The organism is Lewinella sp. IMCC34191 (assembly GCF_003390935.1).
GTDB lineage: Bacteria > Bacteroidota > Bacteroidia > Chitinophagales > Saprospiraceae > Neolewinella.
The window spans coordinates 283508-297899 of sequence record NZ_QNQZ01000004.1; the positions used below are offsets into that span (position 1 = coordinate 283508).

9 protein-coding genes are annotated in these 14392 nt (G+C 61.7%); 3 read left to right on the forward strand and 6 right to left on the reverse strand.

Annotation, left to right across the window (positions count from 1 at the left end):
• Positions 1 to 81: 81 nt before the first annotated feature.
• The 3 genes from DRW39_RS10470 to DRW39_RS10480 form a co-directional block, all read right to left on the reverse strand.
• Positions 82 to 1329 (reverse strand): efflux RND transporter periplasmic adaptor subunit, encoded by a 1248-nt coding sequence (locus tag DRW39_RS10470; RefSeq protein WP_116106981.1) that lies wholly within the window; start codon positions 1327 to 1329, stop codon positions 82 to 84.
• Positions 1322 to 5647 carry a CusA/CzcA family heavy metal efflux RND transporter gene (locus DRW39_RS10475; RefSeq protein ID WP_116106982.1) on the reverse strand — a complete coding sequence of 1442 codons (4326 nt, stop codon included), beginning with the start codon at positions 5645 to 5647 and terminating at the stop codon, positions 1322 to 1324. The genes DRW39_RS10470 and DRW39_RS10475 overlap by 8 nt, the downstream gene beginning before the upstream one ends.
• A 68-nt stretch (positions 5648 to 5715) precedes the next feature.
• Entirely contained in the window at positions 5716 to 6036 is a 321-nt protein-coding gene (locus DRW39_RS10480) for a DUF6660 family protein (protein WP_116106983.1), read from the reverse strand.
• 109 nt (positions 6037 to 6145) lie between these two features.
• On the opposite strand from DRW39_RS10480, the gene DRW39_RS10485 reads away from it, so the two are divergent.
• Positions 6146 to 7018, forward strand: a complete 873-nt coding sequence (locus DRW39_RS10485; RefSeq protein WP_116106984.1) for a DUF6503 family protein — start codon at positions 6146 to 6148, stop codon at positions 7016 to 7018.
• Positions 7019 to 7064: 46 nt separating this feature from the next.
• On the forward strand, positions 7065 to 8318 hold the full coding sequence (locus DRW39_RS10490; RefSeq protein WP_116106985.1) for a cation:proton antiporter: 1254 nt from the start codon (positions 7065 to 7067) through the stop codon (positions 8316 to 8318).
• Positions 8319 to 8348: 30 nt separating this feature from the next.
• Here the strand turns inward: DRW39_RS10490 and DRW39_RS10495 are convergent, their stop codons facing one another.
• Entirely contained in the window at positions 8349 to 9227 is an 879-nt protein-coding gene (locus DRW39_RS10495; protein ID WP_116106986.1) for an alpha/beta hydrolase, read from the reverse strand.
• A 190-nt stretch (positions 9228 to 9417) separates the two neighbouring features.
• Between DRW39_RS10495 and DRW39_RS10500 the strand changes: the two genes are divergently transcribed.
• A complete protein-coding gene (locus DRW39_RS10500; RefSeq protein WP_116106987.1) occupies positions 9418 to 10140 on the forward strand; it encodes a hypothetical protein in 723 nt (240 codons plus the stop codon).
• Positions 10141 to 10147: 7 nt separating this feature from the next.
• On the opposite strand, the gene DRW39_RS10505 is transcribed toward DRW39_RS10500, so the two are convergent.
• Together DRW39_RS10505 and DRW39_RS10510 are read right to left on the reverse strand one after the other, a co-directional pair.
• Positions 10148 to 11185 (reverse strand): sugar phosphate isomerase/epimerase family protein, encoded by a 1038-nt coding sequence (locus tag DRW39_RS10505; protein WP_116106988.1) that lies wholly within the window; start codon positions 11183 to 11185, stop codon positions 10148 to 10150.
• A gap of 27 nt (positions 11186 to 11212) precedes the next feature.
• Positions 11213 to 14077 (reverse strand): PQQ-dependent sugar dehydrogenase, encoded by a 2865-nt coding sequence (locus DRW39_RS10510; protein ID WP_198664843.1) that lies wholly within the window; start codon positions 14075 to 14077, stop codon positions 11213 to 11215.
• Positions 14078 to 14392 lie beyond the last annotated feature (315 nt).

Sequence of the window (14392 nt, forward strand, 5' to 3'; positions counted from 1 at the left end):
GTTAACAACCCTAAATCATCTTTTAAGTAAATTTTTGCTGATATATCAGCAAAATGAACATCCGATGTTTACCCCCCCGCATCAGTGCTCGTGCGCCAGCTCCGCGGCCATGGCCTGCGCCTGTACGAAGTAGGCTCCTTCGGTCACCAGTCGCGCGCCGGCGGGGAGGGGGTCCACGAAGCGGATGGCGGTGTAGCCATCCTCGGTCACGCCGGGGTTGACCTGCAGGGCCCTAAAGGCCACCTCCCCCACCGCGCTGCTATCGGCGGCGTAGACGTAGTGAAGCTCTCCCTCCCGTACCACGGCGCTTTCCGGCAGCGCGGTGACGGTGGCGTCGTCCAGCCAGATGCGGGCCTCGGCGAAGCGGTCGCGGATGAAGGGCGGCTGGTCTCCCACCAGGTGGGCGTGTACCCGCACCGTTTTATTCTCGGCGTTGAAGTCTTTCCCGATCACGTGGATCTCGGCTTCGTAGGGCTCGTTGCTCAGCGAAGGAATGCGGTAGGTGACCCGCTGCCCCTTCTCCACCTGCCCGATGTCGCGTTCGAAGACGGCCAGCTCGAGGTGGAGGTGCTCCTCGTCGATGAGTTCCATCAGTTGGGTGCTGGGCTCCACGTACATGCCGTCGTGCAGCGAAATGGTGGTGATGTAGCCGGAACGCGGGGCGTACACCGTGATGCGCTGTCCGATCTGCTCCGGATTCACCTTCTCGGGCTGTATCCCGAGGTAGGCCAGCCGCTCCCCCAGCCCGGCCAGGGTCGCCCGGCGGGCGGCTACCCGCGATTCGAGTTGCTGGACCGTATTAAGCACTCCGGCACTGTCGGCGTAGAGCTGCTGCTGGCGCGCCAGATCCTGCTCCAGGTACTTGAGTTCCGCCTGTACCTCAAGGTAGCGTTGCTGCAGGTCGATGAAGTCGGGGTTCTCGAGGTAGCCGAGTACGGCACCGCGCTGCACGTAGTCTCCCTCCACGTAATTAGCCACGTTGCGGACGAAGCCGCTGGCCCGGGCGCTCACCGACGCGTAGGCATTCGGCGGCAGGCCCAGGGTACCGGTGGCCGTCAGGTAATCGTTGAGCTTGCGTTCCTGCGGACTGCCGAAGCGGATATCCATGGCCGCGATCTGCTCGGGGCTCAGGTGTACCCCTTCCCCGTCGTGGTGCTCCCCCTCTTCGTGGTGCCCTTCCTCGCCGGCGTGCGCTTCGTTGGATTCGGCTTCGCCGGAAGGTTCGGGCGACGGAGCGCAGGTAGAAAGCAACCCCACGAACAGGAAGCCAAACACGTAACGAGCGACCTGGCTCGCGGCAAACAGCGTGGTGAACTTAGAATTATTCATTGCGCAAAAATTGGAGCCGGTAGACGGCCAGGTTGTGGTTGAGGGTTTCGGTAAGCAGCGACTGCCGGTTGTCGGCCAGGGTGCGCAGGGCATCCAGCACTTCGAGGTAGCTGAGTTCGCCGGCGCGGTAATTGAGGCGGGCCACGCGCAGCACCTCGGCGATCACGCCCGTCTGCCGCTCGCGGTAGAAGACTACGTTATCGGCGGTGCGGGCCAGTTCGCTGGTGAGATCGGTCAGCTCGCGGGTGTAGGCCAGGCGGCTATTTTCTAATTGAGCCTCGGCGACTTCCACGTCGATGCGGCGGGCTTCCACGCGGCGGCGGTTCGGCTCGGTGAAGAGCTGCAGGGTCACGCCCGCTTCCAGGCCGCTCAGGTAGCCCCCCTGAACGAATTGCTGGGCGGAGTAGCCGAGCCGGAAGGTAGGAAGCGTTTCGGCGGCCGTGACGTCGATGGCGGCCTGGGATTGTACCACCCGCTGCCGGGCGAGGGCGACGTTCGGGTTTTGCTCCCCGGATGCGTCCGGCAGCACGTCGGTTGCCAGCAGGGCGAGGGTGTCGGCGGGCAGTACGCTCCCGGCTGCCGTGAGCAGGTCCAGCTGTCGTTGTAATCCTTCGACGGTGATTTGGTTGGCATCCCGTTGCTGGCGAATGCGGTCGCGTTCGGCCTCGATGCGCAGGGGCTCCAGGCGGTTGGTCGCCCCGGCGTTGGCGCGGGAGGCGGCAATGCGGGCGTAACTGTCGTAGGTGGCCAACAGATCCAGGTAGTGCCGGTCCAGCGCTTCGTGGTACTGTAGCCGGCCGTAAATACTGCGGACGGAGAGCCGGAGTTCCGCCAGGGTGAGGTCGCGTGCGGCGACATTGCCGGCTACGACGGCCTCCTGTACGGCATTGGCGGCGCGGATCGCGCCGGGGTGATCGAAGCGCTGGACCAGGCTCAGCTGGTTGACCTGCTGGTTATTCGCGCGGAATAAGCCGTCCCCGTTATAGCTGATATCCGTAGTACCCGGGGCGTAGGGCAGGTCGGTCAGGGAGCGATTGCGGTCGGTAAGTCGGTCGGCGGCGCGGAGACCTGGATTGGCCTCGGATCCGAGTCGGACCAGCTCATCTATGGGCAGGCGTTCTACCTGCGCTCCGGCGCCCAAACTATAGATCAGCAGTGGTAGCAACACGACGAGTTGCTTGCTGCCCGTGCGGCGTTCCTGCCAACGTTCGAGCCAGTAGTAGCCGATGGGCAGGATGACGAGGGTAAGGAAGGTAGCCGTGATGAGGCCGCCGATGACCACCGTGGCCAGGGGGCGCTGCACCTCCGCCCCGCCCGAGTTGGACAGGGCCATGGGTAGAAAGCCTAGGGAAGCGACCGCCGCGGTCATGATCACCGGGCGGAGGCGGACGCGCGTCCCCTCGACGATGCGGGCGCGGATATCGTCCCACCCCTCGGCCTTAAGCTGGTTGAGATAGCCGACCAGCACGATCCCGTTGAGGACCGCCACCCCGAAGAGTGCGATGAAGCCGATGCCCGCCGAAATGCTGAAGGGCATCCCGCGCAGCACCAGGGCCCAGACGCCCCCAATGGCCGCCAGCGGGATGGCGACGAAGATGAGCGTCGCCTGCGAAAAGCTGCCGAAGGTGAAGTAGAGCAGGATGAAGATCAGGGCCAGGGCCACCGGTACGGCCACCGCCAGTCGGGCGCTCGCCGCCTGCAGGTTTTCGAACTGGCCACCGTAGGTCAGGTAGTAGCCGGCGGGCAGTTCGAGCTGCTCGTCCAGGGCCGCCTGGATGTCGCCGACGAGCGTTTCCACATCGGTATCACCGACATTGACGCCGATGACGGTGCGGCGGTTGGTGTTTTCGCGGCTGATCTGCATCGGGGCATCCACCAGCTGGACCTGGGCGATTTCCCGCAGGGGGACCTGGCCACCCTGCGGCAGGGGGATGTACAGATTCGAAACGTCGTCGATGCCGCTGCGGTCCGCCTCCCGTAGGCGGACGGTCAGGTCGAAGCGGCGCTCGTCTTCGTACACGGTCCCCGCGCTCGTCCCCGCGAAGGCGGCGGCGATGACCCGGTTCACGTCCCGCACCTGCAGACCGTACTGGGCCAGTTTCGGATAATTGAAGTCGACCACGATCTGCGGCATCCCGGTCGTCTGCTCCACGGTGACCGTACCCGTGCCCGGCAGTTCGGAGATGATCGACTCCGCCTCCCGCGCCTTGCGGTAGGCCAGGTCGATATCCGGACCGTACAGCTTGATCGCAATGTCGGCCTTGGTACCGGTCATGAGCTCATTGAAGCGCAGCTGGATCGGTTGGGAAAATTCGAGCCCGATGCCCGGGAATACCGCCAGCACTTGCTCGATCACCTCGAACATGCCCTGGCGATCGGGAGCGCTGACCCACTCGTCGCGGGGCTTCATCACGAAGGTGTAGTCGCCGGTCTCCACCGGCATCGGGTCGGTGGGAATCTCAGCCGAGCCGATGGCGGTGACCACGTCCGTCACCTCCGGGATCTCCTCCAGGATGCGCTGTTGCACCCGCTCGGTCATCTCCACGCTCTGGGCCAGGGAGGTGCCCGGGGGCAGGATCTGCTGCATGGCCAGGTCGCCCTCCTCCAGGGTGGGGATGAATTCGCCCCCCAGCCGCGTGAATTGCCAGATGCTGACGAGGAAAAGCAGGAGAATCGCCCCGACGGTGAGCACCTTGAAGCGAAGTGCCGCCCGCAATACGGGAGCGTACAGCCGCTGGAAAAAGCCGATTATCCGGTCGGCGATGGTCCGCTTAACGGTGATCGTCTTGCTCAGGACGAGGGCCGACATGGCGGGCACGTAGGTCAGCGACAGGATCAGCGCGCCGGCGATGGCCAGCATGACGGTCTGCGCCATGGGCCGGAACATCTTCCCCTCGATGCCGACCAGCGCCAGGATCGGCAGGTACACCAACAGGATGATGATCTCCCCGAAGGCCGCCGAACTGCGGATCTTGACCGAGGCGGTGGTCACTTCGTCGTCCATCTCTTGCTGGCTCAGCTCTCCCCTCTCCTCTGGAGAGGGGCCGGGGGAGAGGGAATTATGCAACCGGTGCACGATGGCCTCCACGATGATCACCGCCCCGTCCACGATCAGGCCGAAGTCGATCGCCCCCAAACTCATCAAGTTGGCGGAGATGCCCAGTACGTTCATCATGGAGATCGCGAAGAGCATCGCCAGCGGGATCACCGAGGCGACGATCAGCCCCGCCCGCCAATTACCGAGCAGCAGCACCAGGATGAACACCACGATCAGGCCGCCCTCGATGAGGTTGGTGGCAACGGTGCGCACGGCGGTGGATACGAGCTTGTCCCGTACCAGGTAGGGCTCGATGGAGACGCCCTCGGGGAGGGATTTTTGCACCTGCCCCACCCGCTCCCGTACCCGCTCGGTAACGGCGGCCGAGTTGGCACCCCGCAGCATCATCACCCGGCCCCCGACGGCTTCCTGGCCGTTGCGGACCAGCGCCCCGTAGCGCGGAGCGGCCCCGAAGCCCACGGTGGCGACGTCTTCCACCAGGATGGGCCGGCCGCCCCGTACGGCCACCACGATGGAGCGGATGTCCTCCAGGCTTCCGGCAATGCCGTTAGTACGGATGTAGTAGGTGCGGGGGTTCTTTTCGATGTAGGCGCCGCCGGTGTTCTCGTTGCTGTTTTCCAGGGCGGCGAAAACTTCCGGGATGGTGACGCCCATCGCCTTAAGCTGATCGGGGTCAACGGCCACTTCGTACTGTTTGAGGAGACCACCCAGGGTATTCACCTCCACTACCCCTTCGATGCCCGACAGCTGGCGGCGCACGATCCAGTCCTGGATAGTCCGAAGGTCCATATCCGAGTATTCCCCCTCGTGCTCCGAATCGACGGTCAGTACGTACTGGTAGATCTCGCCGAGACCGGTGGATATCGGGGCCATCTCGGGCGTTCCCAGGCCGGGGGGTATGTTGGCCTCCGCTTCCCGCAGGTGCTCACTGACCAGCTGGCGGCCGAGGTAGATATCCGTGGACTCCTCGAAGACGACCGTCACGACCGATAGCCCGAAGCGGGAAATGGATCGGATCTCCACCAGGTCCTGTAGGTTCTGCAGGGCCAGCTCCACTGGGGTGGTAATGAACTGCTCCACCTCCTGGGTGGCCAGCGTGGGGGAGGTCGTGATGACCTGCACCTGGTTGTTGGTGATGTCGGGAACGGCGTCGATGGGAATCTGCCGGAGGGAGTAGATCCCCCAGATGATGAGACCCAGTACACCTATTCCGATCACCAGCTTATTCCGGACGGAATAGGCGATTATAGCGTCAAACATAAAAGTAAAGTAAGCTTAGTCAGACCGATACGTGTCGGGCGGGCATGGTTATCCCGCGGAAGGACTGACTAGGCTCGGGGAGGCTGGATGTCCCGGCCGGGTAAATCAATAAGCTTCCAGGCGGGGACGTAAACCGGATTGGATTGCCCGCGGGGCGGCAGCGGTTGCATTACGGCCAAGGCCACCAGAACGGGGGGCGTATCGGCCAGCACCCCGCAGCAGGAACACACGCAGAGCGGGGTACAATCGTCGTGGTGGTCCGGGGTATCGTGATCGTTCTGGAGGCTGTAACCGTCACAGCCAGCAAGCGGAGTGGTCTCCAGGTCCTGACAGGGGGTCAGGGCGAGAAGAACCAGGTAAAATGCCAGACTTAGTGCACCGTATCGCATCGGAGTACTAGACAATGGCCGCGGCGGAAAAGTTGACGGTGGCCGCGACACCGGCCCGAACGAGAACATTGTCGTCCATACCGCGTCCTGTTTAATAAAGTCAGCCAAAATGCCCCTACTGTATTTCCTCCTCCTGTTCCTGCTCACCGGATGTACGGACGAACCGGCTTCGGAAACACCGCCGGAGACTGCCGGGATCCCGGAAGATCCCTACGCGGAACGGATCGCCGGGGCCTACGAACGCATGGAGGGCGATTCGGCGGGAAGCCGGGTCCTGCGCGCCATCGAGGCCCACGGCGGACTGGAAACCTGGTACGGCAACGGTCCGCTGTACTACCACTTCAATTACCAGCCGCTCGACGACGGCTCCCCGCGGAATACGTTCGCGTACAATGACTACGCCCGCAGCCGGGCCGTCCACTACCTGGCTACCGATACTACCCAACGGTTCGGCTTCGACGGACAGCAGGCCTGGTCGCTGACCGGCGAGCGGGTGGCCGGTATGAGCCCGCGCTTCTGGTCGCTGACGCCCTACTACTTCGTGGGCCTGCCCTTCGTACTCGCCGACGAGGGGGTCCGGTTTGAATCCCTGCCCGCCGGGGACTTAAACGGGCAGGCGTATGAACTGGTGAAAGTCACCTTCGCCGACGGTACCGGTGACGCACCCGATGACTACTACGTACTTTACCTGAACCCCGAAACGGGGCAGCTCGACGCCCTGCGCTACATCGTGTCCTACCCCGGGTACTTCCCGGACGGGGGCCACAATCCCGAAAAGCTCATGGTCATCATTGGAAAGACAAAGGTCGACGGCATTACCCTTCCGGCCGGTTACGATACGTACTGGTGGACCGATGGAGGTCAAGGCGAACACATTACGGATATCGACGTGACCGACTACGCGTTCCGGCCCTCCCTGCCCGACGACTTCTTCGCGATGCCCGATAGCGCCACGGTTTTTAACGACCTTCCGGAACAGTAGCCCCGGCAAATAGATCCGATTACGTTCCCGAATCACCCCACACCCTATGAGCATTTTCCACCTTATTACGATCCTGGTTGTCGTAGCGGCCGTATTCGATTACCTGAATACCCGGTTTTTTAAAATTCCGGCTACCATCGGGCTGTTTATCGTCGGCATGATCTTTTCCCTGGGTGTTTTAGTGGTTGGGAAGTTCAATCCTGGAATATTGGCTTACGACCGGAATTTGCTTAGCCAAATTGATTTCTCGGAAGTTCTCCTCGACGGCATCCTCAGCTTTCTGCTCTTCGCCGGTGCCATCAATCTGGACCCGGAAGAACTCCGGGCGCAAAAGTGGCCGGTCCTCATTTCCGCCTTCGGGGCTACGCTGGTTTCGGCCTCCCTCGTAGGCGGGCTTACGTATTTTGCACTGGACCTGCTGGGCTCACCGATCCCGCTGCTGCACGCCCTGATCTTCGGAGCACTCATCTCCCCTACCGATCCCGTAGCCACGCTGGGCATCCTGGAGCATACGAACCTGCCGGAGTCCCTGAAGGTGAAAATCGCGGGGGAGAGCCTCTTTAATGACGGACTGGGCTACGTGGTCTTCCTTATCCTGACCAACATAGCCATGCCTTCGGGGGATCACGCGGAGGTGACGGTAGCCTCCGTGGCCCTGCTATTCGTACAGGAGGTATTCGGGGCACTGATCCTCGGCTACCTGCTGGGCAGGCTGGTGTCCTATATGCTGGCGACCATCGACCACTACCAGACGGAGGTCCTTATCACCCTGGCGATGGTAGTGGGTGGCTACACCCTGGCCAATACCCTACATATTTCCGGCCCGCTGACGGTGGTGGTCGGCGGTATCATGCTGGTTCGCGGGGTACAGCACCGCGGTGGGGTATCGGACATCACCCAGGACTACCTGGTGAAGTTCTGGGAACTGGTGGACGAGCTGCTCAATGCCGTTCTGTTCCTGCTGGTGGGTCTCTTTATCGTCCAGGTGGAATTCACCACCGCCATCGTGATCACCGGCGTACTCGCTATCCTGATCGTGGTACTTTCCCGTTACGCTTCCCTGTCGCTGTTGGTGGCCAGTCTGAAGCACCGCTTCCACTTCGAGGAGAACGCCGCCGTTATCATGACCTGGGGCGGATTGCGGGGTGGTATCTCCATTGCCCTGGCCCTCAGCCTGGCGCCGGAAATTAGCAAGGACTTGATCCTCGGCATCACCTACATCGTCGTATTCTTCTCCATCGTGGTGCAGGGGCTCACCTTGCAGGGATTAGTCAAACGACTACAGGCAAAGGGGAAGTGATTGCCGCTCAGGTTTCCGGGATTTCCCTTCCTATTTCTTCACCAGGGTCCCCTTCTCCTCCAGCACCTTCCGAAAAAAGAGCACGTGGTACGGCAGGCTATTTCCCCAGTAATTCCAGGAATGGGTACCGGCCCGCTCGGCGTAATTGTGCGGCGTGCCGTTTTCAATGAGTAAGCGGTGCAGCTTGCGGTTCGGCTCGATGAGGAAGTCGTCCACGCCGCAGTCAAAGGTGAGGACAACGTCGTTCGTAGCCATGGCGTCGGCGTAGGTCAGCACGTTTGCTTCTTGGTAGATATCCTCATTTCCTTCCTTTGGGCCCAGAATATACGCGAAGCCCCCTGCTACGTCCCGCATTCCCTGCTCCGGAAGCTTCCATCCTTCGAGGTCGGTATTCAGGGCACCACTCATGCTGCCCGCGGCGCAGAACAGGTCGGGATGCCGGGCCGAGAGGTAGAGTGCGCCGAAGCCGCCCATCGATAATCCGGTAACGACGCGCCCGTCGCGGCCGGCTACGGTGCGAAATTGTTCGTCTATGGCCGGAATGACTTCTTTGGTGATGTAGGTCTCGAACTGGCTTTCGGGCAGCACCGGGCTGTCGAGGTAGTAGCTGAATACTTCCCCTTCCGGCATCACAATGATGAGACCGTTCTCGTCCGCAATTCGCGGAAGCATCGTCGGATCGGGTAGCTTTTTGACCCAATCGTCGAAGTGGCCGATACCGCCGTGCAGCAGGTACAGAACGGGATAGTTCGCGTCGCTACCAGCGTACGTCTCCGGCAGTACGACGACGGCCTTGTACGTTTTGCCCATGGCGGCACTCGGAATAGGGATGGTGTCCACGGTGGCGGCGGAAAGCCCGGCGGCCAGCGACAGGTACAGCAGGCAAAGGAGAGACGGGAGAATGCGCATAGAGCACAATATATCGCTATTGTCACAGAGTGAGACAATAGGTTAGCCGGCTACAGTAGAAAGTGTGGAAAGCTTCTCATCCGCGCTCAGAATCCTAATGCTACCCGATCTATATCTTTGACCGGCCCGGGCGCGTTATTCCATCTCCGGGCTTATCCCTCGCCCCGAACCATCAATCCACCAAATCTCTATGAAATACCTCGTCGCAGGCGGCAAACGTACCGGCACCACGCTTCTTTGTGCAATCCTGGCGAATGCCGGTGCCGACTTCGGCTTCCCCCGCGACCGGGAGTGGTTTCGCGGCTCGGGCGATTACGAGCACGATATCATGATCGACAACTATAAGTACCTCAAGCGCGCGCGCATGGCCCAACCCGTCTCGGACAGCTTCGCGGCCCGCCAGCAGCGCAAGATCGAGTCGAACATGAAGGAGCTGCTTAGCCAGGTTGATTACATCAAGTACCCGCCGCTCTCGCAGTACCTGCCCATTCACATGAAGCGCGCGGGCTTTGACGTGCGTTTGCTCATTACCGTCCGCCAATTCAACACCTTCGCGATGAGCGCGGTGGCTAAGAGCGGCGGGTCCTTCAGCGAACTCAAGGATATCTACCTGGATACCTACAAGACCAACCTGCTGAACCTGTACCTCTACGGGGGCTGCGCCGTACTGTACGAGGATATCGTCGATCACGGCAAGACCGACTGGGCGGAGCGCGTCAGCCAGGTCACCGGTATCGCGGCAGCCGATTTGCTGCAGGCCCGCGATGACTTGATTAAGCCAACCACTTCCCGCAACGCCATCGGCGACGTGACCATCGATCGGGAATGCGACGAGCTGTACGCTACCTACGCCGGTCTGGCGGAGCGGAACTTCGAGGCCGATCGTAAGAAGCAGCACGCCGGCAAGTCCTAGTCAGCCTCTACTTAGCCGACAGCGCTTCCCGGCAAAACTCCAGGCAGCGCGCCACTTCCTTAACCGCATCCGAGCCCTCCGGAACGTCGTATTCCAGTTCGATGGTGGCGGGGAAGTTCATTTTACTGCGCTGGATCATGGACAGCATTTCGCCGATCGGCGTATCGCCCTCTCCCCACATGAGGTTTTGCGCCCCGTTAGCCGGCGTGGTACGGTCCTTGGTATGCATGCTGGAAATGCTGGCGTGCTTGCTGCGCACGATCTCGCGGGGGTCGTAACCGGCCGCGACGTAGTGGCCGGCATCGAAGTTCAGGGCATTGGCGGGACTCTGCTGCAGGGCGGTATCCCAGAAGTCAGGCGTTTGCTGGGTGTGGCCGTGGTAGGCTACCCGTACGCCGTGCTTTTGTCCCAGTTTACCCAACCGGGCCGTATGCTGGTCGTTGCCCGGGTGCTCCAGGGTTACGTGGCTGGCGCCGAGCGTCTTGGCGGCCTTCAGGCCATAGTTTATTTCTTCATCCGAGCTGTTCACGCCGAAGGCGCTGGGCTTATAGGCGTAAATGGTCACGCCGGCATCGTTGTACATGCGGCGTAACTGACGGAACTTGTCCATACCCACCTGTGTCCGCCACTCGGTCAGTTGCTTTCCGTAGGCTTCCGCTTCGGCGCGCATCGCTGCCAGTTCCTTGCTTTCGTCCTCGGAGATTTCCCCGTCGCGTTGGCGGCGCATCAGCCCGTACATCTTACTCCGGTCGAGGGTGCTTTCCGGGGCGCCGGCGAAGTTTTCGGCCGGATCTCCCATAAGCTCGATGGCGCTGATTCCCGCGTCCGTCACGTAACCCAGGGTAGCCTCCGCGCTCTGATCGGGCATGCTGCGGAAGGAGTAGGTGATGGTCCCGATCTGGACGCCGTTGATCTTCGAATCGGGCTTGCGGTAACGATGGATGATGGCCGGCGCGGCGTGGAGGGCGGGGCCCGCCAGTAAGAGGCCACCGGCAGCGGCGGTCGTGGTGCGCAGGAAATGGCGACGGGAAGATTTCGTATGCATGATCGATGTGTTTTTTGCTATTGATGCTTACCGCGATAGCTGACTACCGGATTTGAATTCTATGCTTTCCAGCGTGACGAGGATCTGCCCCGGCTTCGTGTCGTTGTTGCGCACGACGAAGTAGACGTCATGCAGGCCTTCCGCGTCGCCCAGGGGAATGGACCAGGAGGGCTTCAGCGTTCGTTGGATTAGCCGGATATTGGGCTCCGGCCCGCGCTTGCCGCCGGCTACCCAGGCTTGCTGCTGCTTCAGAAATTCGGCTTCGAAGTCCAGCTCGCGGTGGACCACCTTTTCGGTCTGGCCGACCACCTCTCCGTCCGGACTATCCAGCCGCACCTCGATGGTGCCACCGGCCGCCCCGGAGCGATCGCTGGCCTCGGCGACGATCTCGATCTCGCCGATCCCGGTCAAATCGAGGTCACGGAAACCGACAAAACCGCCGTCCTCCACGATGTTGAACGACCGACGCGGCGTGGTCATGAGTTGGGTACCTTCTTTGTAGTCCGCGTTTTCCGCTACCAGCACCGGATTGCGTAACGCGATGATCTTTTCCGAAGTCAGGGACCCGAGCTCGCCGCGGCCCTCGTCCGTATAGGCCGCACGTAGCAGATATCCCCCCTTACCGTTCTCGGCGGCGGGCACATCGGTTACGTAGCTTCCCCGCAGCGGCACGCTTTGCCGGTTGGGCGCCGGCTGGTCGAGACTCATGATGTAATCCACCATCATCATCGCGTCCTTTTCCGATAGGTCGGGGTGGGCACTCATCGCGTGGTCGCCCCAGAGGCCGACGCTTCCCTCGATGATCCGCCTGGCGCTGATCGCCTTCTGCTCCGGCGTATTAGGATATTTTTCCGCCACGGCCTGGTAACTGGGGCCTACGGAAGAGACATCCACCCGGTGGCAGGAGAGGCAATCGCTCTCCTTGATCATATCCTTGCCCTTCTGGTAGATGACCCACTCGTCGCTGCTCACGTGGTTCTGGGCGATCTCGATCGGGTCGTAGCCCTCGGGGGCGTAGTCGAAGTTAACGGCGATGGCGTCCGCCCTGATCTCTCCTCCCTCGACGGAGCCGTCCTCCGGGTCGGCCACGCGAATGTCGTACCGCAGCTCACTGCCCGGAAAGAAGAAGGAGCGGTTGCCTTCGGACAGCACGATGTCCACCTCCGGCGGCGCGTTGCCCGCAAGGAGCTGGAAGCTTTTCCGGTCGCTGTTGCCGGCCGGGTCGCTGACTTCCAGCTCGGCGGTATAGGCACCTTCTTCTTCCAGGGTAATCGTCGGATTCGGTTCGTCGAACTCTTCGGAATAGCCGTTTTCCGAACTGACCGTCCAGCGGTAGTCCAGCTCGTCCTCGTCGTAATCTTCGGTCCCCTCAGCGGAAAGCGCAACTTCCAGCGGCAGGGCGCCGGCGGTCCGGTCGGCACTCGCTACCACGACGGGCGGGCGATTACCTCCGTTGTACTCGATCCGCTTGATCTGTGCGTTCTCATTGCCCCGGAACCAGGCCGAGCCGTATTCCAGTACGTACAGGCGGCCGTCGGGGCTGAATTGCATATCGATGGCGCTGCTGAAATTCTCTTCCGGCAGGAAGGGTTCCATGCCAACGTAGTCGCCGTTCTCGTCCATTTCCACGGCCATGATCCAGCCGCGCATGAATTCCACCATCAGCCATTTGCCTTCGTAGTAGCTGGGGAAGCGATAATCGGTGTCGGGAAAGTCAGCTTGCCGGAACACCGGTCCGCCCGTGGCACTCCGCCCCGAACTACCCATCTGCGGGAACTCCTCCGAGTAGCTGTACGGGTACCAGATGAAGGCGGGCAACGGCTCGGGCAGTTCAGTCAGGCCGTCGTTATTCGGGGAGTTATTCACCACCTTGTTGACGTCGAAGGGCTGGCTCACCGAGTCGGTAGCGTAATCGTAATCGATATAGGGCATATTATCCCCGATGAAGTAGGGCCAGCCGTGGAAGCCCGCTTCCCGGGCCTGGTTGAACTCGTCGTAGCCCCGGGGGCCGTAGCGGGAATCCTCCGAGGCGTCCGGCCCGACCTCGCCCCAGTAGATGTAGCCGGTCTCGCTGTCGACACTCACGCGCCAGGGATTTCGGTGCCCCATCGTGTAAATCTCGGGCCGCGTCTTTTCCGTCCCTTCGGGGAAGAGGTTACCCGCGGGGATGGTATAGCTACCGTCGTCTTCGGGATGGATGCGCAGGATCTTGCCGCGCAGGTCATTCGTATTGCCGGCGGTGCGCTGGTCGTCGGAGGTTTCGTGACCGGGCCGCTCGTCCAGATTGGAGGTGCCGATCGGCGGGTTGGCGGTGTTGTTGCCGGTGGTGAGATAGAGGTTTCCTTCCCGATCAAAGGTGATGCCGCCGCCGGTGTGGCAGCAGACCTCGCGCTGGGCATCGTACTCCAGCACGACCACTTCGGAGTCCATTTGCAGGCTATCCCCGTCGTAGTCGAAGCGCGATAGCACGTGCTTGGCCTCGTCGGGATGGGCATACAGCATGTATACCCAGCCGTTCTCGGCGAAGTCGGGGTCGGCGGCGACGCCCATCAACCCTTCCTCGGCGGGGCGCGACTGGCCTTCCTTATTCGTGTAAATGGTATTTACCGGGATGTGGCCGGCCGTTTTCATCCGGCGATTGGCGGCGTCGAAGGTCTTTACCCCTCCCTTGCGCTCCACCAGCATCATGACCTCGTCGCTGAGAAAAGTGAAGGCCATCGGCTCGTCCAACGCACCCGGTTCCGTGAGCACGGTGGTGGTGAAGCGATTCTCTTCGGGCCGGCTCCCGTCGTCTACCGCCCGTTTCGGATCGTCTGGCTGACAGGCAAATACGGTCGTCAGCAGCATGCCGAAGACAGCCACGAGCGGGCTATTGATAAAGCGAGGGGTCATATTCATAGTACTCGATCGACGTTCCTTGGGGTCGCCCTACACCGGGCGGAAAGGACGACTAAGGTACGTAAACGTCTCAGAAGAATTTTTGCGGCGGAGCGCAGGTATAATGCTTTTCGGAACGGAGCAAGCTGTCTTGCCAACGAGTTTCTTTTCCCTGCGGGGGGGGACCCCGGAGCTGCGCACCGGGTAACGGAGCTTGGACTGCGCTGCAGTCCCTCACAGGGGTGAGCAGCTCCTACCTTCGTACGGACAAGCGACCGCAGCGGGGTCACCCCCACAACCCGTAGTAAAACCCAGGAGGGGAAACAACGA